This is a genomic window from Rudanella lutea DSM 19387 (assembly GCF_000383955.1).
Classification (GTDB): Bacteria; Bacteroidota; Bacteroidia; order Cytophagales; family Spirosomataceae; genus Rudanella; species Rudanella lutea.
In genome coordinates this window covers 3,376,631-3,398,227 of record NZ_KB913013.1, presented here as the reverse complement: position 1 = coordinate 3,398,227, position 21,597 = coordinate 3,376,631, and the positions used below count along the sequence as shown (strand labels likewise).

At 55.9% G+C, this 21,597-nt stretch carries 17 protein-coding genes; 12 read left to right on the top strand and 5 right to left on the bottom strand.

Annotated elements, in window-relative coordinates:
- Nucleotides 1-215 precede the first annotated feature (215 nt).
- The 7 genes from RUDLU_RS0113945 to RUDLU_RS0113915 all read left to right on the top strand — a co-directional run bounded on the left by RUDLU_RS0113945 (nt 216) and on the right by RUDLU_RS0113915 (nt 12,804).
- The gene (locus RUDLU_RS0113945) at nt 216-6,308 is read left to right on the top strand and encodes an alpha-2-macroglobulin family protein (protein ID WP_019989005.1); all 6,093 of its coding nucleotides are present in this window, start codon (nt 216-218) and stop codon (nt 6,306-6,308) included.
- Between the two features lie 219 nt (nt 6,309-6,527).
- Nucleotides 6,528-7,034 carry a YdeI/OmpD-associated family protein gene (locus tag RUDLU_RS0113940; RefSeq protein ID WP_027303049.1) on the top strand — a complete coding sequence of 169 codons (507 nt, stop codon included), beginning with the start codon at nt 6,528-6,530 and terminating at the stop codon, nt 7,032-7,034.
- 112 nt (nt 7,035-7,146) lie between these two features.
- Nucleotides 7,147-8,364 carry an MFS transporter gene (locus tag RUDLU_RS0113935; RefSeq protein WP_019989003.1) on the top strand — a complete coding sequence of 406 codons (1,218 nt, stop codon included), beginning with the start codon at nt 7,147-7,149 and terminating at the stop codon, nt 8,362-8,364.
- Nucleotides 8,365-8,464: 100 nt separating this feature from the next.
- The gene (locus tag RUDLU_RS0113930) at nt 8,465-8,935 is read left to right on the top strand and encodes a MarR family winged helix-turn-helix transcriptional regulator (RefSeq protein WP_019989002.1); all 471 of its coding nucleotides are present in this window, start codon (nt 8,465-8,467) and stop codon (nt 8,933-8,935) included.
- Nucleotides 8,936-9,529 (top strand): hypothetical protein, encoded by a 594-nt coding sequence (locus RUDLU_RS0113925; protein ID WP_019989001.1) that lies wholly within the window; start codon nt 8,936-8,938, stop codon nt 9,527-9,529.
- Between the two features lie 32 nt (nt 9,530-9,561).
- Nucleotides 9,562-11,997 carry a 3-hydroxyacyl-CoA dehydrogenase/enoyl-CoA hydratase family protein gene (locus RUDLU_RS0113920; RefSeq protein WP_019989000.1) on the top strand — a complete coding sequence of 812 codons (2,436 nt, stop codon included), beginning with the start codon at nt 9,562-9,564 and terminating at the stop codon, nt 11,995-11,997.
- Between the two features lie 174 nt (nt 11,998-12,171).
- Nucleotides 12,172-12,804: a phosphatase PAP2 family protein gene (locus RUDLU_RS0113915; protein ID WP_019988999.1), complete on the top strand. Its 633-nt coding sequence runs from the start codon at nt 12,172-12,174 to the stop codon at nt 12,802-12,804.
- A 45-nt stretch (nt 12,805-12,849) separates the two neighbouring features.
- On the opposite strand, the gene RUDLU_RS0113910 is transcribed toward RUDLU_RS0113915, so the two are convergent.
- On the bottom strand, nt 12,850-13,323 hold the full coding sequence (locus RUDLU_RS0113910; protein WP_019988998.1) for a DUF4293 domain-containing protein: 474 nt from the start codon (nt 13,321-13,323) through the stop codon (nt 12,850-12,852).
- Nucleotides 13,324-13,447: 124 nt separating this feature from the next.
- Here RUDLU_RS0113910 and mnmC2 point away from each other — a divergent pair, with 124 nt between their 5' ends.
- From mnmC2 to RUDLU_RS0113890, 4 genes are all read left to right on the top strand, one after another.
- Nucleotides 13,448-14,119, top strand: a complete 672-nt coding sequence (mnmC2, locus tag RUDLU_RS0113905) for a tRNA (5-methylaminomethyl-2-thiouridine)(34)-methyltransferase MnmC2 (RefSeq protein WP_019988997.1) — start codon at nt 13,448-13,450, stop codon at nt 14,117-14,119.
- A gap of 139 nt (nt 14,120-14,258) precedes the next feature.
- Nucleotides 14,259-15,743, top strand: a complete 1,485-nt coding sequence (locus RUDLU_RS0113900) for a xylulokinase (RefSeq protein ID WP_019988996.1) — start codon at nt 14,259-14,261, stop codon at nt 15,741-15,743.
- Nucleotides 15,744-16,048: 305 nt separating this feature from the next.
- Nucleotides 16,049-16,267: a PLDc N-terminal domain-containing protein gene (locus RUDLU_RS0113895; protein ID WP_019988995.1), complete on the top strand. Its 219-nt coding sequence runs from the start codon at nt 16,049-16,051 to the stop codon at nt 16,265-16,267.
- Entirely contained in the window at nt 16,264-16,710 is a 447-nt protein-coding gene (locus RUDLU_RS0113890; protein WP_019988994.1) for a nuclear transport factor 2 family protein, read from the top strand. Before RUDLU_RS0113895 ends, RUDLU_RS0113890 begins: the two co-directional genes overlap by 4 nt.
- An 80-nt stretch (nt 16,711-16,790) precedes the next feature.
- Here the strand turns inward: RUDLU_RS0113890 and RUDLU_RS0113885 are convergent, their stop codons facing one another.
- Nucleotides 16,791-17,603, bottom strand: coding sequence for an enoyl-CoA hydratase/isomerase family protein (locus RUDLU_RS0113885; RefSeq protein ID WP_019988993.1), 813 nt, complete (start codon nt 17,601-17,603; stop codon nt 16,791-16,793).
- A 99-nt stretch (nt 17,604-17,702) separates the two neighbouring features.
- Here RUDLU_RS0113885 and RUDLU_RS0113880 point away from each other — a divergent pair, with 99 nt between their 5' ends.
- Complete coding sequence (locus RUDLU_RS0113880) at nt 17,703-18,803, top strand: T9SS type A sorting domain-containing protein (RefSeq protein ID WP_019988992.1); 1,101 nt, start codon at nt 17,703-17,705, stop codon at nt 18,801-18,803.
- On the opposite strand, the gene RUDLU_RS0113875 is transcribed toward RUDLU_RS0113880, so the two are convergent.
- From RUDLU_RS0113875 to RUDLU_RS0113865, 3 genes are all read right to left on the bottom strand, one after another.
- A complete protein-coding gene (locus RUDLU_RS0113875; protein ID WP_027303048.1) occupies nt 18,804-19,781 on the bottom strand; it encodes a radical SAM protein in 978 nt (325 codons plus the stop codon).
- Between the two features lie 84 nt (nt 19,782-19,865).
- Nucleotides 19,866-20,708, bottom strand: coding sequence for an acetyl-CoA carboxylase, carboxyltransferase subunit beta (accD, locus tag RUDLU_RS0113870; RefSeq protein WP_027303047.1), 843 nt, complete (start codon nt 20,706-20,708; stop codon nt 19,866-19,868).
- Between the two features lie 127 nt (nt 20,709-20,835).
- Nucleotides 20,836-21,534 (bottom strand): DNA alkylation repair protein, encoded by a 699-nt coding sequence (locus RUDLU_RS0113865; RefSeq protein WP_019988989.1) that lies wholly within the window; start codon nt 21,532-21,534, stop codon nt 20,836-20,838.
- Between the last annotated feature and the right edge of the window lie 63 nt (nt 21,535-21,597).

Here is a 21,597-nt window from a genome sequence, read left to right as displayed (position 1 = left end):
AAAACAGATAGATAGACAAAAAAGTTGGCTTTTGCCGCCAGTTTTGTCCTACTTGACTCTCTGATGTACGGCCCGGCAGAGACTTAAATCAGGAGAGTAAGTGCCGGGATCAATTGGCGGGACTTTCACACCCTGTCGCTAAACCTTGTGCCCAAAAAAAGGTCAAACTCGTGGAATTTGGCCTTTGAAAGCATCTCATTCACACACGCACGATCATGCAAAAATTTCGTATATTGATAGGAATCGTTGGCCTCCTGCTCACGGTTTCGTTTATCCTCGCCAAACAACCTAAACCCATTCCGTTGCCTAAGACCTACGAGGCTGCCTGGAAACAAGTGGATTCACTCACCCAAAAGGGATTGTTCCAGACGGCCCTTACCCAAACCAACGCCCTCCGCGACCGGGCGCGCACCGACCGCAACTACCCTCAACTGGCCAAAGCGAGCGTGATGCGGGGCAACCTGCTCGCCCGGCTCGACCGGGCGCTGTGGCCTACGCATATTCAGACTCTCGAAGCCGACATCCGACAAACGCCCGAACCCGCCCGCTCGATACTGCAATCGATACGGGGCGAGGCCTACGCGACATTTTACGGACTAAACCGCTATCGGATTTACAACCGCACGCAAACGGCTGCCCCCGACCCGTCGGCCGATAGCACCGACATCAGCACCTGGGATGGCCCCCGACTGGCGCGGGCGGCACAGGAGGCTTACCGGGCGTCGCTGACAGCCGAACGCGAACTCCAGCAGACACCCATAACCGAATATAAAGTGGTGATTCGGCCGGGCACCCGCGAAGGCGAACGGCTACGCCCTACCCTGTTCGATCTGTTAGCGCATCGGGCTATCGACTTCTTCGAAAACACCGAGTTTGAGACCCAAAACAACGTTTTCCGCTTTGAGCTCGACCAACCCAGCTACTTTGCCGATCCTGAAACCTTTGCTGCTCTTACCCTCATGCCCCCGGCCAACGCGGGCGAAACCGGCCGGATGTATGCCCTACAGACCTACCAGCGTTTGCTGCGGTTTCACGGGAAACAAACCGACAAAACGCCCGATGCCTTTGTTGATACGGATTTAGACCGGCTCCGGTTTGTACGCCAGTACAGCACCCTGACCAACAAAGACTCTTTATTTGCGCAAAACCTGGAGCGGCAACGAGTCCGCTGGAAAGGCAAACCCGTAGAGGCTGAGTATGCCTTGACTCTCGGCCTGTTGCGAAAAGAGCAGAGTGCACGCTACCAGGCCCTTACCGACACCACTACGCAGCGGGCCGCCAAACAGGCTGCCGACCTTTTCAACGACATTATCAGCCGTTACCCAACTTCACGAGCGGCCAAACAGGCCACCCTCGAACTAGCCGAGCTGACCAAACCGAACCTTCAGGTCCAAACAGCGGCCGTCAACGAGCCCGATAAGCCATTTTTAGGGCGGGTAGAATACCGCAACGTACCCATGTTGCACTACCGGCTTTACAAAATCAGGCCCGACGAGTTTTTTACGTTCGAGAACTTCGACGCAAGCAGCGACGGACGCAACCGGCGGCTGAATACCCTCCTGACCAAGCCCATTGCTACCCAAGGCGAACTCCGCCTGCCCGATAATGGTGACCTGAACGAACACGCCGTCGAAATTCCGATCAAGGCCGTGCCGCCGGGACAGTATGTGTTGCTGGTATCGACCACCCCTGTTATCTCGACCAAAGCCCCGTACCTATCAGCCGCCGTGCTGACCGTTTCTCGGCTTGGCTTTGTCATCGAGAGTGGGTACAACGATCGCGACGCGCAATCGGTATTCGTGACGGACCGGGTAACGGGCGAACCGCTGAGTGGGGTAAACGTACAAGTAGTAAACAGCCCGGAGCCTTTCGGCAATGAACCCCGATATACTCTGGGCGAAACCCGGAAAACCGACGCCAACGGGCGGGTAAGCTGGCCCAAAACCAGCCTGCCAAACAACCGTCAAACCCGGTTTCGGCTTGCGCAAGGCAACGATGTACTGTACACGGGGACTCAATACATCCACAATTATGGACAACCCCAGGCGCAGCCCATTATCAAACAGGCGGTACTTTTCACCGACCGGGCCATATACCGGCCCGGTCAGCCGATTTACGTAAAGGGCTTAGTGTACGCCGGTAAAGACAACCAGTTTGAGGTCAGTGCCAATGAGCCCGTTGAGCTCTCGCTTATGGATGGCAACGGCGAAAAAGTGGCCGACCTAACCCTAAAAACCAACGCCTTTGGCTCGTTTACGGGCACGTTTACGGCACCGGTCGGGCGGCTTTCGGGCCAAATGACGATTGCCAGCCCATACGGCCAAACACAGATTCGGGTGGAGGAATACAAACGGCCCACGTTTGCCGTCGTGGCCGACTCAGCGCGGCAAGCGATCAAGCTGGGGCAAACGGTGCGCGTTTCGGCCAAAGCCCAGACATTTGCCGGGGCCGCTGTAGATGGAGCCAAGGTGCAGTACCGGGTAACGCGGTCACGGCAGTGGTGGCCCTGGGAAGGGGGGTTCTGGGGCCGGAGCATTTGGCCACCCCGCCCGGTTCAACCCACCGAAATCGCTCAGGGCGAAGCCAAAACAGACGCCAACGGGGCCGTCAGCCTTAGTTTCGTAGCTGCCCCTGACCCGACTATTCCGCGTAGTGAAGAACCCACATTTCGCTACGAAATTACATTTGACGTAACCGACCGCTCGGGCGAAACCCGGAGCACCACCCAAGCCCTCGACATTGGTTACACCGCCCTGCGGGCTACCCTGTCGATTCCGGAACAGGTATCCAAAGGCGAATCCCAAACGTTTGCCGTGAAAGCCACCAATCAGGCTGGCCTCACGGTAGCCATCGGGCAGGGCGAAGTGATTATTTCGAAGCTCACCCCACCGACCCGGCCGCTGCGACCGCGCCTGTGGGACCGCCCCGACCGTCAGTTGCTATCCGAAGCCGAGTTCAAGGCACTTTTCCCGAACGATGTGTACGCCGATGAAGACAACCCGACCAAATGGGCGCGGCAACGTGTAAAAACGGCCCAACCGGGCGCGGTGTCGGTGGGCGACCTGCCCCCCGGCGAGTACGTGGCCGAGATTTCCGTGACGGATGCCACCGGCCAACGAGCTACGCAGCAGCAGTACTTCAGTGTGGTGGATGAGCGCACGGCATCGGCTCGTCCTAATGCATGGGCGCGACTGGCCAAGGCCGAGGTAGAGCCCGGTCAGGAAGCTGTTTTCTTTGTGGGCAACGCGCAACCCGGCTGGGTGCTCATGGCCGTTGACGAAAACGGCAGCCCGGTGCGGTACGAGTGGATTCGGACCGACGGCACTCCCAAACGCCTAACCCTGCCCATAACCGAACGGCAGCGGGGCGGCTTTGTGGTCATGTTCACGATGGTGCAACAAGGGCGTATTTACACCGAGAAACTGCCGGTTCAGGTGCCATTTACCAACAAGCAGCTCACGATCGAAACCCTCACGTTCCGCAATAAACTCAAGCCCGGTGCGCCCGAGGAATGGACCCTTCGGATAAGCGGGCCGGGTCAGGATAAAGTGGCCTCCGAATTGGTAGCCGCTTTGTACGATGCCTCGCTCGATGAGTTTGTGAAACACACCTGGACTCCTGCGTTTTACCAGCCCTACAGCGGCAACGGAGACAACTGGATGCTAAACGGCTTTGGTACACTACAAGCGAACCCAATTCTCGAATACGTACGAACGTCCGATTACCTCCCGCCCATTGAATATCCGAGCCTGCTGGGCGTGCAAAGTAGTCCCAATAGACCTGGTCGGGGTATGCGGCTGGCAAAAGGGGGCGTCGAGGTGGCTTTCTCCATGGCGCCACCGGTAGCCATGGCCGCTGATATGGCCGAAAGCAAAGTTGCAGTAAGCCCTCAGGCAGCCAACCAGAACGGCGCAAATGCTCCCAAAACGCCTGTTGGGCCACCACCCGTTATCCGCAAAAATTTCACCGAAACAGCGTTTTTCTTTCCGCAAGTACAAACCGATGCCGAGGGGCGTGTCCGGCTTACGTTTACGATGCCTGACGCCCTCACGCGCTGGAAACTGCTGGCCTTTGCCCACACCAAAGACCTCAAAACGGGCATGCTCACGCGTGAAATCGTGACGCAGAAAGAGCTCATGGTATCGCTCAATACGCCCCGGTTCCTGCGCGAAGGCGACAACATAATGCTGTCGGCCCGTATCAATAACCTCACCGACAAACCCCTCAGCGGCACCGCCCGGCTCGAAGCCCTCAACGCCCTCACCAATACTCCATTGAGCCAATCAGTGGGACTATCGGCCACGCCGGTCTCGTTTTCGGCGGCTCCCAACGGCAGCACGGTAGCCACCTGGAGTATGCGTATCCCAACGGGCTTGCCAACAGTGGTGTTTCGGGTATCGGCGACGGCCGGCTCGTTTACCGATGCCGAAGAGCGTACCGTGCCCGTACTGCCCAATCAGATGCTCGTAACCGATGCACTGCCGTTTTGGGTGAATGGCCAGGAAAGCCGGAGCTTCAGCCTGTCGGCGCTGACGGGCCTGACGCCCAACAGCCCGGTGCGGCACGAGCGGCTCACGGTCGAAGTGACCAGCAACCCCATCTGGACAGTCCTGCAAAGCCTGCCCTATCTGATCGAAAATCCCTACGAAAACGCGGAGCAGTTGTCGAGCCGGTTGTACGCCAACTTCCTGGCAGCCCACCTCATCGGTAGCCGACCGGAGTTTCGGCGGGTGGTTGACCAATGGGCCGCCAATCCGCCCCAAAGCCCGCTTATGGCCAATGCCGAGCTGAAAGCGGTGACCCTCGAAAATAGCCCGTGGCTGGCCGAAGCCCGCTCCGAAACCGAACGCACGGCGCAACTGGGCCAACTGTTTAACCAAAACCGGCTGGCCGCCGAGCAACGGGAGGCTCTGACTAAGCTGCAACAGCTTCAGGCCGACAATGGTGGGTTTGCGTGGTTTAGCGGCATGCGGCCGAGCCCGGTAATGACCTTGCACGTGCTCACTAATCTGGGTCGTATGCAACGCCTACAACCAAGCAGCGTAAAAACTGACCCCGACCTGAGAGCCATGCAATTGAAGGCGGTTCGGTTTGTGGATGCCGAAATAACACGCTGGATTGCCGAGCGCCGGAAAGAAAAGAAGCCCAGCCCCTGGGTGTACCCGGCCATTCATTACCTGTACGCCCGCAATATGGTCGCGGACGCGCTCCCCCTCGAAGAGGCTACGCGTACGTACCTGCTTGAGCAGATCGACCGTCACTGGCTCACTGCGAGTTTGCAGGGGCAGGCTATGGCCGTAGTAGCCTTGCATCAGCTGGGCAATGGGCAGCCGGGAGCTCCAAAACAAGACGCCAACCCCGCCAAAACGGCCCGTACTATTCTGGCGTCGCTGAAAGACCGGGCCAGGGTGTCGGACGAGTTGGGCATGTACTGGCCCGAAAACCAGTGGGGCTTTGCCTGGTATCAGGCACCGATTGAGACACAGGCGTACCTGATTGACGCTTTCGCCACGGTGGGCGACGATAAACCGGCGGTGCAGAACATGCTGAAGTGGTTGTTACGGCAAAAACAAACCCAGGCGTGGCCCTCCACCAAAGCCACCACCGAAGCCGTCAACGCCCTGTTGCAAAACCGGGCCGGGGGGCTTTCGATGCCGCTCGATATGGGTGCCACCGCTACTGTTCTCGTGGGCGGACAACCGCTCACCCCGCTGACCCAATCGGTAGTTGCGTCGGTGCTGAGTTACCAGAAAACCACCTTCAACCCGGCCGAAATAAAGCCGGAAATGGGCACGGTAACCATCAGCAAGAAAACCGATGGTTCGGCCTGGGGAGCCTTGTACTGGCAGCATTTTGAGCCGCTCGACAACGTCAAAAGCGGCAACACGTCGGTATCGGTGCAAAAAACACTTTACCGGCAGCGCAACACCGCCAATGGCCCCGTGATTGAACCCGTGGCCGAAAAAACGGTGCTTCAGCCGGGCGATCAGCTGAAGGTTCGGCTGGTGGTTAAAAATGACCGGCTCATGGAGTACGTACACCTGAAAGACAGCCGAGCATCGGGCTTTGAGCCGTTGGCGGCCCTCTCAGGGTACAAATACCAAAACGGCCTTGGCTACTACGAAGCCCCGCGCGACGCCAGTACTGATTTCTTTCTGGATGCGCTGCCCGTGGGCACACACGTGTTTGAGTATGGGTTGCGCGTAGTGCAATCGGGCAACTTTACGGCGGGTGTCGCCACCATTCAGTGTTTCTACGCGCCTGAGTTCACGGCCCACTCGGCTGGGGGCCGCGTAAGCGTTCGGTAAGGGGTGTAGGACAAGTTCTTTGTGATAGGTTCGACAGAAGGTTTTTTTCTGACAGGATTACAGGATAAACAGGATTTTTTTGGGCTCAATCAATCCTGTTTATCCTGTAATCCTGTCAGAAAAATAAACTTGTCTTACACCCTTCGGTAAGTATAGGATTAGGGGATTGGAGCCAATTGGGTATCTTTATGCTTCATCCCCTAAACCTGTCGTATCTCCGTGTTGACCTTTACGGCCTTGCTCGAAAAATTCGGGACAAAAGGCGAAAAAACTGGCTGGACGTATGTTTCTATTCCCCTCGACGTTTCCGAAACGCTTCGGCCGGGCCAGAAAACCTCATTCCGCGTAAAAGGTCAGCTCGACGCGCTGCCCCTGAAGGCGGTTGCGCTTATTCCCATGGGAGACGGTACGTTTATTCTGCCCGTGAATACCGACATACGCCGACAAATTCGCAAAGAAGCCGGAGCTACGGTACAGGTGCAACTGGCGTTCGACGACGATCCACAACTCGAATCGGCCGATTTACTGGCCTGCCTTGAAGACGATCCGCAGGCGCTTGCCTTTTTCCAGACCCTGCCGCGCGGCCATCAGAACTACTTTTCGCGCTGGATCGAAAGCGCCAAAACGCCCGAAACGAAGGCGACCCGCATTGCCCGCACCCTGCACGGCCTGTCGATGCGCATGGGGTACAACGAGATGGTGCGGTACTACAAAAATCGGGAATAGCTACCGGCAGTGCCCCCGAGAACCGGATGGAGCACCCACTCGGTATGGCTCGCTGCAACGTCGAATCTTTTTGGGCTGTCGTTTGTCTTATCTAAGGCTACACTCCCCATTTATGTCGCGCTCCGAAAAACTCCTGCTTCTGGTTCTGGCCTGCCTCAATTTCACGCATATCATGGACTTCATGATTATGATGCCGATGGGGCCGCAATTGATGCGTTTTTTCAATCTCAGTCCACAGCAGTTCAGTTTCATTGTGTCGGCTTACAGCCTGAGTGCGGGTATTTCGGGTTTCTTATTCTCATTTTTTGCCGACCGTTTTCCGCGCAAATACATTTTGCTGATTGCCTATGCCGGGTTTGTGATTGGTACCCTCGGTTGTGGGCTGGCGCCTACGTACAACCTGTTGGTAATAGCCCGCACGGCGGCCGGTATGTTTGGCGGTATCATTGGCGCGCAGGTGCTATCCATCGTGAGCGATACGTTCCCCTACGAGCGTCGGGCGCAGGCCATGTCGATTGTGATGACGGCCTTTTCGGTGGCATCGGTGGTGGGCGTGCCGGTCGGGCTTTATCTGGCTACCGAGTTTAGCTGGCACGCGCCGTTTCTGGCCGTGGGCGCGATGGGGCTGGTCGTGATTGGGCTGGTTTGGGCCTACGTGCCCCTGCTCGACGGCCACCTGCTCCGGGGCGAGCAACGACCCAATGCGTTTTCGGTGATTACCAACATCTGGCACAACCCCAATCAGCTGCGGGCGCTCTGGCTTACGGGCACGATCATGCTCGGGCACTTTAGCATTATTCCGTTTATCTCGCCCTATCTGGTGGCCAACGTGGGCTTCAGCGAGGGCAATCTCTACCTGATTTATGCCGTAGGGGGCGCTCTTACCATTTTCTCGGCACCGGTAGTGGGCAAAATCGCTGACAAACGCGGAAAACTGCCTGTGTTTACGGTGTTCGCCGTGCTGTCGTTGTTGCCCATTTATCTGATCACCAGCATGCCCCCGGCTTCGCTGACCTACGTTTTGTTTGTGTCGGGGCTGTTTTTCATCTTCTCCAACGGTCGCCTGATTCCAACGCAGGCCATGACCGCTTCGGTGGTTACCCCGCAGCAACGGGGTGGTTTTATGAGCATCAACCAGTCGTTGCAGCTGCTCATGCAGTCAGTAGCAACGTACGGAGCGGGGCTCGTTATTCAGAAAAGCCCCGATGGTCAGCTACAGAATTATTGGCTGGTAGGCCTGTTGGCAATGGCTGCCATTTTCGCCAGCATCTTCATTGCCCGGACGGTACAACCCATCGACGCCCCCATCTCCGAACCGGCCGAAGCCTAAATTCCAGCATCGCTCCTCTGTACTGGAAATTATTATGCTTGCATACTATCGCAGATTGTTCGTAGTTTTGTACAATCACCGCGACATGATACAGACGAGCATGAAAAAGGAGAAAACGGTTGATTTTCACATCAAATGGAGCTGGCACACCATCTCCAGGATGTACAATGCCTACGCAGCCCGGTACGACATGACCATGGCCATTGGCTATGTATTGTTGAATATCGATACAGAACACGGCACCCCGGCCACCAAAATTGGGCCCACGCTGGGAATGGAACCGCGTAGCTTAGTCCGTATGCTCAAAAGTCTGGAAGAGCGAGGCTGGGTACGTCGGGAAATTGATGATAATGACAAGCGATTTGTCCGGATTGTCTTGACCGAAGAAGGTCGCCGTCGGCGGGAAATGGCCCGCGAAGGGGTTATTCAGTTCAACCAGATGATTCGCGAACGAATACCGCTCGACAAGCTGGTGGTGTTTTTCGACGTGATTAAAGACATTAACCGCATCGTAGAAGAAGAAAACCAGAAGCTCAAGGCCAACGAAACCGAAGAACTAACACTGGAGTAAATGCTAACGCTGGACGAACATAACGCCACGAGTAACCTGATGCAGTTCGTTAGGCTCATGGTGGTGGTCAACAGCCTGTATATAGCCAATCCGAATAATTCTCCGAAGTCCATGGATATTAGCCAAGATGATGTAAAAATGCTCTTCGAGAGCCTGAACCGCTATCAGGTGCAGTATTTATTGGTTGGCGGGCTGGCCGGGGTTGTTCATGGGCACATTCGGGCCACGCAGGACCTGGATCTTTGGATTCGGATTGGTGACGATAATAAGGATCGCTTGATTATGGCCCTACGCGAAAACGAAGTAGCTGGGGCCGAATTATTGAAAAATACGCCTTTGCTCTTCGGCTGGACGAGCGTCGTGACGGGCAAGTATGGACTAACGCTCGATATGGGCCATGCGCTCAAAGCATTTGGCGAGGTAGATTTTGATGTCTGTTATGAACGGGCGGTTAATGCCTCGTTCGATGGGGTACCCTTTCGGGTGATTCACCTGAATGATTTGATTAAGGAAAAGCAAACAACCGGCCGGTTAAAAGACCTGGCCGACGCGGAAGAACTTCAGAAAATAAATAACGAGAGAAACACGGATTGAACCACTTCGTGTTCCCATCCTAATCAGCAACTATGGAAGCAACCCTGCAAAAACCAATCACTCAAACTAAAAACCGGACTATCCGGCGCGTAGCCGTGCTGGGGTCAGGCATTATGGGCTCGCGCATTGCCGCGCACTTTGCCAACATCGGCCTCGATGTACTGCTGCTCGATATTGTACCCAACGCGCTGAACCCAGCCGAAGAAGCGAAAGGCCTGACACTCGAAAACCCGGGCGTGCGAAACCGGATCGTGAATGATGCCTTCCAGGCGATGCTGAAAGCGTCACCGGCGGCCCTGTACAGCCCCAAGTTTGCGAGCCGTATCAAGCTGGGCAATTTCGACGATAACCTGAAAGAACTCGCTCAGCAGGACTGGATTATCGAAGCCGTGGTAGAGCGGCTCGACATCAAGCGGTCGCTGTACGAGCGTGTAGAAGCCGTGCGCAAACCCGGCACGCTGATTACCTCCAACACCTCGGGCATTCCGATGCATTTGCTGGCCGAAGGTCGTTCGGAAGATTTCCGGCGGCATTTCTGCGGTACACACTTCTTCAACCCACCCCGCTACCTGCGCCTGCTCGAAATTATCCCCGGCCCCGATACCGACCCCGCCATCATCGATTTCCTGATGAGCTACGGCGACCTGTATCTGGGCAAAACCACGGTGCTCTGCAAAGACACGCCCGGCTTTATTGCCAACCGGCTGGGTATTCAGTCGCTGGTGCAGACCATCCGCGTAGCCGAAGAGCTGGGCCTGACCGTAGAGGAAGTGGATAAACTGACCGGCCCGGTGGTAGGCCGACCCAAGTCGGGAACGTTCCGGTTGTCGGATGTGGTGGGTCTGGACACGACGGTCAATGTGGCCAACAACCTCGTCAAGATGGAGCACGACGAGTCGCGCGAGTCATTCCAACTGACGCCATCGATGCAGAAATTGATGGAGCACAAGTGGCTCGGCGACAAAACCGGTCAGGGATACTACAAAAAGACCAAAGACGCCAACGGCAAAACGGTTATTCTGGCACTCGACCTGAAAACGTTCGAGTACAAGCCGTCGCAGAAGGTAAAATTCGCAACGCTCGAAAGCACCAAAGCCATCGATAACCTGCGCAAGCGGTTCTCAGTCCTGCTGGCGGGCAAAGACAATGCCGGTGAGTTTTACCGACGCACGTTTGCCGACGGATTTGCGTATGCCACGCACCGCATTCCCGAAATTTCGGACGAACTCTACCGCATCGACGCGGCCATCACCACCGGCTTCGGCTGGCAGCTGGGCCTGTTCGAGACCTGGGACGCCATTGGGGTGCAGAAGGGCGTTGAACTGATCGAAGCCCAAGGCAAAAAACCCGCGCAGTGGGTGTACGACATGCTGGCGGCTGGTTTTACGAGCTTCTACAAGTCGGAAGGCGGCAAGAAAAAATACTACGACATTCCGACGAAGAGCTACAAGGTGATTCCTGGAACGGAGTCGTTCACGATTCTGGAAAACCTTTCGGACAACATCGTCTGGAAAAACGCCGGGGCTGCCCTGTACGACATCGGCGACGGTATCCTGAACCTCGAATTCCGGTCGAAAATGAACACCTTTGGGGCCGAAGTGATTGAGGGCCTCCAGAAGTCCATCAGCCTGGCCGAAAAGGATTTCCGGGGTCTGGTGATCGGAAACGAATCGACCGAAGCGTTTTCGGCGGGAGCTAACCTCGCCACCTTGTTCATGTTTGCTATTGAGCAGGAGTTCGACGAGATCAACCTTATGATTGCGCAGTTCCAGCAAACCATGATGCGGGCCCGGTACTCGTCGATCCCGGTGGTAGGCGCTCCCCACACCCTCGCGCTGGGTGGCGGCTGCGAGCTAAACCTCCACGCCGACCGCGTGGTAGCCCACTCCGAAACTTACATGGGTCTGGTGGAAGTGGGGGTGGGTCTGATTCCGGCCGGTGGTGGCACCAAAGAGATGGCCGCCCGCGCCAGCGACCTCTACCAAACCGGCGACCCTGAACTGAATATACTCCAGAACATATTCATGAACATCGCTACGGCTAAGGTATCAACCTCGGCGCAGGAAGCGAAAGAAATGAACTACATCCGGCCCACGGATCAGATTGTATTGAACCGGAGTCGCCTGATTGCCGAAGCCAAGCAGGCCGCTATTGAACTTGCTGAGAACGGCTACGTACAGCCCAAACCCCGGACAGACATCAAGGTGCAGGGCAAAACCGGTATTGCGTTGTTCAAAGCGGGTATCACGGCTATGCACATGGGCCGGTACATTTCGGATCATGATCTAAAAATTGCCGAGAAACTGGCCTACGTGATCTGTGGTGGCGATTTGAGCGCCCCGCAGACCGTAACGGAGCAGTACCTGCTCGATCTGGAGCGCGAGGCCTTCTTGTCGCTCTCGGGCGAGAAGAAAACCCTGGAGCGGATTCAGAGCCTGTTGCAGGGCGGCAAGCCGCTGCGGAATTAGGAATCTGCCAAAAATTGAAAGATTGATATCAGAAAGACGGTTGTACATACAGCCGTCTTTTTTGTTGTTTCGGGGTTCGATCAGCGATGGCACACCGTGACGTTTCATTGATCAAGTCCGTCGATTTGGTACAACTTCCCGGGTCTAAATAAGCTTAGCCCTTATTTTTGCCCCATGATGCAGCTTCTTCGCCACAACCGGTCCTACTTTATCAGCTACGCGGTTTTGTTTCTGGCCGTTGGTATTCTTCAGCTCCTCTACACGCAGGAGCAACTGATCCGGTGGGTCAACGCTCACAATACCCCCGAGGCCGATTTTCTCTTCCAGAACTTTACGTACCTCGGCGATGGCGTTTTCTTCGTGGTAATGGCCCTGTTACTATTTATCCGCTCCAAACGGCACGGGCTGCTGGCCCTGGGCAGCTTTGCGGTCTCGTCGCTCACGTCCATTTTTCTGAAACAGGTGGTGTTTCATGGTCGGCCGCGACCGGCGCTCTTCTTTGCCGATTCGGGCTGGGAATATCACGTGATAAAAGGGCTAAATATGGCCACAATCAACAGCTTTCCATCGGGCCATACCATTTCGGCGTTCGCAGTTTTTACGTTACTCACCCTGTTCGATGAGCGCAAAGCCCGTGGCTGGGCCTTACTGATTCCGGGGGTACTGGTGGGGTATTCACGCGTGTATCTGTTCCAGCACTTCACGCTCGATGTGTTTGCCGGCTCGTTGATCGGCGTACTTTCGTCGGTACTGGTGTACTGGGGCTGGGAAAAACAAAAACAGCGCCGAAACCAGACGGCGGCCTGACATAGCCTGCCTCTGATCTCGGCGCTGCCCCTTGAAATAGAACAACTACCGGAAACGCTCCGATTCGCGCACTTTACGTTCGTCGCGCCGGATAGCCCGGTTGGCGAGCGTGTTCATCACCAAAGCCGCAATGATGGAATAAAACCCGAACAGGAAATTGCCCTGATCCGCTGGGTTGCCAAACTCCTTGCCTTTGTACAACGTCGTGTACAGCACCACGCCCATCACGCCCGTCATCAGCAAGGCATTCACGGCGCAGATCATCGACTGACGGAGCCGGTTGCGGTATTGCGTAATGGCAAAAATAGACAGGACAACTACCGCCAGAATGAGCAGCCCCAGGTACCAAACCGGCGACACGTTGGTAGTAACCCCTACTTTTTCTGAATATTCGAGAGCCGTCAGCCGGGCCATATCGGAGGGATTAGCCCCTGATTTTTCCCAGATCGGATTAGCCAACGCAATCCCCATAGCTAAGGCTAACAGAAACAAAAAGACGGTTTGAATTCGTTGAAGCATGAACGTAATAAATGATTGTTAATGGGCCCGGCCTGGGCTTAATGAATACCAGACAGCAACGACGCCAGTTGTCGGTGCTTATCTCCCGTTTTATCGTAACAAAAGTACCCTAAAACCGACGATTATGGAAACAACAAGCTGGTTAGTGCTCACCGCCGATGGCTCACACTCGTTCTACAACGCACAGATAGACCAATACTATCACTCGGTACACGGTGCCCGGCAGGAGTCGGAGCGAGTATATATCGAACTGGGCTTACTGGCGGCCTTCGACCGGTTTTCGGCCCAGCCGCTTCGGGTGTTTGAAATGGGGTTCGGCACGGGTCTGAATGCTCTACTGACGGTAAAGACCGCCGAGCAACTGGGCCGCACCGTCGATTACGAAGCCGTTGAACTCTATCCGCTCTCGACCACCGACGCCAGCGCCCTCAACTTCGATCAACTGCTGGGTACCACTTCATTGGCCCATCTGCACGAGGCCCCCTGGGGCGAAAGTACGTTCATTACCCCCTATTTCAACCTTACCAAACACCTGACACGGCTGGAGGATTTTCAGGCTACCCAGGCGTTTCACGTCATTTTTTTTGATGCCTTTTCGACCAGATGCCAGCCTGAATTATGGACGCCCGAAGTATTCAGTCACATGGCGTCTTTGCTGGTTCCCGGCGGCCTACTGACTACCTACTGCGCCAAGGGATACGTGCAGCGTAACCTCCGGTCGGCCGGTTTTCAGGTCGAAAAGCACCCCGGCCCGGCCCACAAACGCGCGGTACTCCGTGCGGTGTTGCCCGCCTAACACGAAATGCGTTATTTCGCAGAATAAATAAGGCCAGCAATCGGTTGCACTTGGTACACTATCCGCTGTTTGGGTAGCTAGACCAAACAGCCTCCCGCGTTGGGGCACTGGCGTTTCCCCAATTAAACCCCTCCTCCAAATGTATCTTCTCGGATTTGACCTGGGTAGTTCGTCCGTCAAAGCGTGTCTGATCGATGCCGAAACCGGTGGCGTAGTGGCGTCGGCTTTTTATCCCGAAACCGAAATGGCAATTGAGGCCCCCGAGCCGGGCTTCGCCGAACAAGACCCGAATCGTTGGTGGGAGAATGCCTGCCTGGCCTCGCGTAAGGTTATGCAGCAAGCCAACGTTCGGCCCGAAGCCGTGAAGGCAATCGGCATTTCGTACCAAATGCACGGGCTGGTGGTAGTCGACAAGGATTTTCAGGTGCTCCGGCCGTCGATCATCTGGTGCGATAGCCGGGCCGTTCCGTACGGGAAAGCCGCTTTTGATGCGCTGGGTGCCGACCGTACCATGCACCACCTGCTCAACTCGCCGGGCAACTTCACGGCCGCCAAACTGGCCTGGGTCAAAGCCAACGAACCGGCTGTTTACGCCCAAATCGACAAGTTTATGCTGCCGGGCGATTATCTGGCCGCCCGCATGACCGGTGAGATTGTGACCACAGCCTCAGGCCTGTCGGAAGGAACCCTTTGGGACTTCCAAAACGGACAACCCGCCGATATGCTCATGAACTATTTTGGGTTCGATGCATCGCTGATGGCGCCCCTCCGGCCCACGTTTGCCCCGCAAGGTGAGCTGACAGCTGAGGCCGCGGCCGAACTCGGCCTGGCGCCCGGTACGCCCGTAACCTACCGGGCGGGCGACCAACCCAACAATGCCCTATCGCTCAATGTGGTAGAGCCCGGGCAGATTGCCGCTACGGCCGGTACGTCGGGCGTAGTGTACGGTGTGAGCGACCGGGCTCAGTACGACCCGCAATCGCGCGTAAATACGTTCCTGCACGTGAGCCATACACCAGAGGCCCCTCGGTATGGCGTGCTCTTGTGTGTAAACGGAACGGGAATTCTCAACAGCTGGCTTCGCAACACGCTTCTGCAAAAAAGCATCAGCTACAACCAGATGAACGAGCTGGCCCTGCAAGCACCCGTGGGTGCCGACGGGCTGAGTTGCCTGCCGTTTGGCAACGGTGCCGAGCGCGTACTGGCCAACCAGGATCTGGGCGCATCGTTTCATGGACTGCAACTAAACCGGCACGGGCTGCCGCACCTGCTTCGGGCAGCTCAGGAGGGCATTGTGTTTGCGCTGTATTACGGCATGGAAGTCATGCAGCAGGTAGGCGTGGGACTCCGCACGATTCGGGCGGGCGAGGCCAACATGATGTTGAGCCCCCTCTTCCGCGACACGCTGGCCAACCTGAGCGGCTGTACAATTGAGCTGTACAACACCGATGGGGCGCAGGGTGCCGCCCGGGGTGCCGGTATTGGTGCTGGGATCTACAAAAACTACGCTGAGGCCTTTGCGGGGCTGCACGTAACCCGAACCATCGAGCCCGACACCCGCGCGCACGGTGCTTACCGCGAAGCCTACGAGCGTTGGTTGGGAGCCTTGCCGACTCAGTCATAAACCGAGTGGATTTCTTAGCGCCGATGCCCGATGCAGTCTGTCTGTATCGGGCATCGGCCGTTTATCATATAGTCAGTACCTCTCGTATATACAAGCAAATAGTTATTTGTATATTTAGCCAATGATTATTTGTTGGCCCATAGCCTTTACACAGCTACTGATCAGCTATTTAGTGCACAAAATTGTAGGTTGCTGGGGATAGGCTGTACGAACTGGACAGATTTCGATACCGAACGCTCACCGCCTGCCCTGAGCGCTTACTTCTCCAACTTTAAACCCTTTTTCCACCTTTTAACGTAAACAACATGGCTTTTCTGGGAGGTATCGGATTTACTGAAATCACTACCATATCACTGGTGGCTGGTCTCATTTTGCTCTTTCCTATTTTCGTTCTGGTGAGTGCCCTTCGGGCAACGTTTCAGGACTCGACCACCAAGCTGATGTGGGTGCTGGTTATTTTGTTTCTGCCTTTTATCGGGCCTTTACTTTATCTCATTATCGGGCGCAACCAACGCATTGCATGAAACATATTTTTACACTTTTTCTGGGGTTGGCAGCAGCCCCGGCTTTTGCCCAGTCGGCAACCGATGAAACGGCTGTTCGGGGTGCCATCACGCAATTTTTTGATGCCATGCGCAAAGCCGACTCCACCGCATTGAAGGATGCCGTTTTGCCCGGTGCCCGGCTACAAACCGTACTGAACCGGCAGGGGCAGGTATCGGTCAAAGACGATGACTTTAGCAAGTTTGTAGCCTCGGTCGGGAAAGCCAAGCCGGGCGCACTCGATGAGCGACTGGGCACCTACGATGTCAAAATTGACGGTGATCTGGCCACGGCCTTCACGCCATATTCGTTTTACTACAACGGGCAGCAAAGCCATTGCGGCTCCAACGCGTTTACGCTGGTTCGGATCAATGGAGCCTGGAAAGTACAAGCCATTATCGACACCCGGCGGAAATGTAATTAAAAGGGGAGGAAGGGAAGAAAGGAGGAAAGGGAAAAAGGCATTCCTTCTCCCTTTCCTCCCTTTTCCCTTCCTCCTTTTTCTTATTCCCACTTCGGCGCGCGCTTTTCCAGAAATGCAGCCATTCCTTCTTTCGCGTCGGGGGTTTGCTGAATCAGTCTAAACTGTTCGTGCAGAAATGCCTGCCAATCGGTGCGGGGTAAGCCTTTGAGCTGCTGGTACGCCCGTAATCCAAACTGCATGGCCGTAGGCGAAAACGCTGTCAACTCCGCCACCAGCTCCTGTACGGCCGCTGTCAGTTGCGCAGCCGCAACCACCTCCGTCACCAGCCCCTGCCGCTGGGCCTCTTCGGCCGATACCACACGGGCCCGGAGGCACCAGTCGATCACCGTACGCGGGGGCAGAATTTCGAGTAGGCTGGCCATGACCTGAAACGGGTACAAACCGCGCTTCACTTCGGGCAAACTAAACGTGACCTCCTCCGCTGCCACCACGTGCGTACAACCCGCCACCAGCAGTAAACCACCCGCCAGTACCGGCCCCTGCACTTGTCCAATGCACGGTTTGTGCAGGCCAGCCATCAGCTCGCCAAGCCGCACCGGCCCCGATGGTTCGGGCACCGTGGGTTCTTCCCGGCTCCCTTCCGACAGACTTTTGAGATCCATACCGGCGCAGAAAACAGTGCCTTCAGCCGCCAGCACAACCAGCCATACCTCGGGCGTGTGGTGGGCATACGCAAGCGCAAAAGCCAGTTCGTTGAGGAGCAGTGGGCTCAATGCATTCTTTTTTTCGGGCCGATTGAGCCGGATTGTCAGCACGTGATCATCAACCGAAGTAAGCAGGTAACGGAAGCTGATTTTGTTGAAATGGGCAACCTGCCCGGCGGTGTAAAGCATGGAATCTGACGATTAACAAACAAATGAAGTGTCACTATACGAAAGATATAGGTTAGGCAGTTAGTAACATAACGTTTCCTTCCCAATCCCTATCACATCATGAAAACGGTTACCGTTTGGGCTTTGTGTTGCGCCTTAGCCCTGCCAACTTGTGCGTCGCATTTACTCGGCGGGCAGATTCAGGCCCGCAACACCACAGGCAACACCTACGAGATTACTGTTGTTTTGCTCCTCGACGGCACTAACGCGCAGGGGCCCGCCGAAACCAGCACCATTCCGCTCTGCCCAGGCGATGGCAGCACCATAACCCTCACGCGAGCGGGTCAGCGTTTGGTCGAACCGTCTATCTCCGAAAACGTGTACCGAGCCTCCTACACCTACGCCGGGCCGGGCGTGTACCGTCTGAGTATCCAGCTTCCCAACCGCACTACCAACATCAACGCCAGCCCGCCGGTTGAGGCTCCTTTTGTGCTGTCTACGACGGTTCAGGCCACGGGAAACCTCCGCAACGCAACCCCTGTTTTTGAACCTACGACCGATTTCTGGCAGGTAAGCACCAACCAGCGCACCAGCCTCCGGTTTCGTTTTGTTGATGCAGATAACGACAGCCTATCGTATGCGATTGCGCGCCCACTCAGCGCGGCAACGGGCAGCGGCTGTACTACCCCCGTTGCGCTTAATGCCTACCAGTTTCCAAACGATGTGGTCCGCGCTGGCACATACAAGCTCGACAGCCGAACGGGTCAGCTGATTTGGGACGCCCCCACCCGCGCCGGGCAGTACAGCGTCGCTGTAGTGATTCGGGAGTGGCGAAACGGAGTACAAATTGGCGAAACATACGCCGAAACAGTGGTGCGGGTGCAGGATAAAGGCGGCCCAACGTCGACCCTCCCCCCCTACGAACCGGCTACGGAGAATAGCCTGGTTACGGGCACCGGCCCCGACTCGAAAGTGGCCTTTTGGGCGTCGCCAAACCCCATGCAGCACCAGCTCACGGTACAACTTCAGCTCAATGCCGCCCAAACGGTCTCGTTACATCTTTACAGTCTCGCGGGACATTCGGTAGCCTCGGCCGAGCTCACCACTCCCCAACGCGACCATACGCACACATTTGAAGTAGGCAACCTGCCCGCAGGTCTGTATATTTTGAAAGCAAACGTAGATGGACGTGTTGTGAGCCGGACCGTATTGAAACAGTAATCAGAGCAACGACTTCCAGGTGCCTTTGATCCGGTTGTACTTCAGCGTACTGGGCAGGGCTTTCCACCAGTATTTGGAAATCTCGACGGCGAAAGACGGCTGCATGTAGCAGTTGATCGCGCAGCCCTCGCATTGCGGCAACCGGCCCTCCAGCGCCACCAACTCCTGCACCTCAGTTGACCGATAGAGGTCGTACAGCTTCCCTTCGATTGGAAACTCCTGTAAACCAAGATGGTAGCACGGCAGCACCAGCTTGTTTTCGGGCGAAATCACCAGTGTAGTACTGGCGGCCCGGCACACCGGCTTGTCAATGTGGTTGCCGCCATCGCGCCGGAGCTGCACAAAGCCGTCGTTGAGGTACACATTTTTTCGGCGGCCCCACTCGGTTAGCTTGCGCAGGCTTTCGTCGGAAAACTGTCCGCCGGTAGCCACCTCATTGTACGCAAAAACCGGATTCAGGATTAAAACGAGGTTGTTAGGCTTGCAGATGGTCTCGTAAACCGCGCCAATCTGATCAATGTTGTGCTCAAACACGGTAAACAGAATGTCGGGGCGCTCACCCAACGAACGGGCCACCGCAATCGACTCCATCACCTTATCGAAACATTTTACGCCCCGCAGCCGGTCGTGTTCTTCGGCAATGGGCGAATCGAGCGAAAAGTGCAGCATATCGACCAGCCCCCGCAGCCGCTCAGCCTGTTTGGGGTACAGCAATCCGTTGGTCGTGACGGTTGTAATAAATCCCTGTTTTTTGGCCTCAGCCAGCAATCCGTCGAGCTGCCGGTGCAACAGCGGTTCGCCCCCCGTAAAGTCGACCACCCGCACCCCCAGCCGACGCAGGTCGCGGAGGTTTTCGGCCACATTTTCGGGAGTTACATAGGGCGAGGGCCGTTCCCAGATGTCGCAAAAACCGCAGGTCGCATTACAGCGATACGTGACGTAGTAATTGCACAAAACCGGATGACGAACCAGGCGCATAAACGGGGAGAAAAGAAAAGGGAGAAGGCATAAGGGCAAACGGGCATGAATCCCTTCGCCTTTTTACCTTCTCCCCTCCGGCAATTATTTCAGCATCTGCAACAGGCTCGACAGCTTGTCTTTCAGGTCTTTCCGATCAACAATAAAGTCGAGGAAGCCATGCTCAAGTACAAATTCAGCGCTCTGGAACCCTTTGGGCAGGTCTTTACCGATGGTTTCGCGGATAACCCGCGGGCCGGCAAAACCGATCAGGGCACCCGGCTCGGCAATGTTGAAATCGCCCAGCATGGCAAAGGAAGCCGTTACGCCCCCCGTGGTAGGGTCGGTCAGCAGAGAGATGTATGGAATTTTTGCTTCGGCGAGCAGCGCCAGCTTGGCTGATGTTTTGGCCATCTGCATGAGCGAGAAGCCTGCCTCCATCATCCGGGCACCACCCGAGCGCGAAATCATCAGAAAAGGCGTATTGGTATTGAGCGAATGATCGATAGCCCGGGCAATTTTCTCACCCACCACTGAACCCATTGACCCTCCGATAAACCCAAAGTCCATGCAGGCAATGGTGATCGGCGCTTCGTTCATAGGCCCGTAAGCCGTCCGGACGGCATCGCGCAGGCCCGTTTTACTGATCGTGCTTTTCACCCGGTCCGGGTACGCCTTTGTATCGACAAAGTTGAGCGGATCGGCTGAGATCATGGTTGCATCCAGTTCGGTAAACTGATTGTCGTCGAACAGGATAGAGAAGTAGGCGTCCGAGCCGATTTTTTCGTGAAAATTGCAGTGTACACAGGTGTACGCGTTGAGCTTATGCTCGCGGGTGTGCATCACTTTTTTGCAATTCGGGCACTGGTACCACAACCCATCGGGGGCTTCCCGCTTCATTTCGGTCGGGGTTTGGATACCCTTATCTTTGCGTATAAACCAAGACATTGATTTCGGTAGTTGAATCGTTCCGGGGCGACAAAGATACGCTTTTCTTAAGAGCGAAAGAGCGAATCGCCGAAAGAGTGATTGTAGAGACTACCCAAGCCACCCCACGCAGCCTGGTAGCTATGTCTCAAAGCATCAGATAATACTGCCGCTTCCCCGGCTCGAACCGCTCAATGGCATACCGCAGACTGGTGCGGGGCAATTGCCGGATATGATCGTGCAGAAACTCTTCGAGGGCTTCGGGGTTCCGTTTACCAGCTTCGCGCAGCATCCAGCCGATTGCTTTATGGATCAGATCATGGCGGTGGCTGGCCATTCGTTCGGCCAGGGCGAAGGTGTCGGTGAGTTGCCCTTTTCGGATAAACGCCAGCGTGGAAACCATCGCTATCCGTTGGCTCCAGAGATGCCCGGTGTCGGCCAGGGTGTATAATAACGATCGGTCTTCGTTCAGCAAGGCCTCTCCCACAATAGCCGGACAGCTCGAATCGACCAGATCCCAGTTGTTTACCCATGCCACGCTCGCCAGATACCGTTCCAGAATTTCGGTTTGAGCCACGGGGCCACCTTTTCGGCTTTGTTGAACCCATATCAGCAACCCAACCATCCGGCATTCATGGTAGCTATCGCGCACCAGTTGTTCCGTTTGCTCCATAGGCAACTGACGGAATTGGCGTGCTATAGCATGTTGTTGCGGCATGGATAACCCCAGAAACTGGTCGCCCTCGGCGTATTGGCCCGGCCCAGTCTGGAAATACCGGGCCACAAACGACGCTCGTTCAGGCTGTTGCAGGGCCATGAGTTGTCTCTTTACCTCGGCGGCATTCATTTACGTAGGTTCTGCTTTGGATAACTTGTCTAAAGGTCGTGATAGACGCAGCCCCACCCCGAA

Excerpts from the sequence above, each read along its gene's own strand:
- RUDLU_RS0113920 (WP_019989000.1), top strand. The coding sequence starts at position 9,562 with ATGGAAGCAACCCTGCAAAAACCAATCACTCAAACTAAAAACCGGACT.
- RUDLU_RS0113875 (WP_027303048.1), bottom strand. The coding sequence starts at position 19,781 with ATGCGCCTGGTTCGTCATCCGGTTTTGTGCAATTACTACGTCACGTAT.
- RUDLU_RS0113930 (WP_019989002.1), top strand. The coding sequence starts at position 8,465 with ATGAAAAAGGAGAAAACGGTTGATTTTCACATCAAATGGAGCTGGCAC.
- accD (WP_027303047.1), bottom strand. The coding sequence starts at position 20,708 with ATGTCTTGGTTTATACGCAAAGATAAGGGTATCCAAACCCCGACCGAA.
- RUDLU_RS0113925 (WP_019989001.1), top strand. The coding sequence starts at position 8,936 with ATGCTAACGCTGGACGAACATAACGCCACGAGTAACCTGATGCAGTTC.
- RUDLU_RS0113865 (WP_019988989.1), bottom strand. The coding sequence starts at position 21,534 with ATGAATGCCGCCGAGGTAAAGAGACAACTCATGGCCCTGCAACAGCCT.
- RUDLU_RS0113900 (WP_019988996.1), top strand. The coding sequence starts at position 14,259 with ATGTATCTTCTCGGATTTGACCTGGGTAGTTCGTCCGTCAAAGCGTGT.
- RUDLU_RS0113895 (WP_019988995.1), top strand. The coding sequence starts at position 16,049 with ATGGCTTTTCTGGGAGGTATCGGATTTACTGAAATCACTACCATATCA.
- RUDLU_RS0113945 (WP_019989005.1), top strand. The coding sequence starts at position 216 with ATGCAAAAATTTCGTATATTGATAGGAATCGTTGGCCTCCTGCTCACG.
- RUDLU_RS0113890 (WP_019988994.1), top strand. The coding sequence starts at position 16,264 with ATGAAACATATTTTTACACTTTTTCTGGGGTTGGCAGCAGCCCCGGCT.
- RUDLU_RS0113915 (WP_019988999.1), top strand. The coding sequence starts at position 12,172 with ATGATGCAGCTTCTTCGCCACAACCGGTCCTACTTTATCAGCTACGCG.
- mnmC2 (WP_019988997.1), top strand. The coding sequence starts at position 13,448 with ATGGAAACAACAAGCTGGTTAGTGCTCACCGCCGATGGCTCACACTCG.
- RUDLU_RS0113910 (WP_019988998.1), bottom strand. The coding sequence starts at position 13,323 with ATGCTTCAACGAATTCAAACCGTCTTTTTGTTTCTGTTAGCCTTAGCT.
- RUDLU_RS0113880 (WP_019988992.1), top strand. The coding sequence starts at position 17,703 with ATGAAAACGGTTACCGTTTGGGCTTTGTGTTGCGCCTTAGCCCTGCCA.
- RUDLU_RS0113935 (WP_019989003.1), top strand. The coding sequence starts at position 7,147 with ATGTCGCGCTCCGAAAAACTCCTGCTTCTGGTTCTGGCCTGCCTCAAT.
- RUDLU_RS0113885 (WP_019988993.1), bottom strand. The coding sequence starts at position 17,603 with ATGCTTTACACCGCCGGGCAGGTTGCCCATTTCAACAAAATCAGCTTC.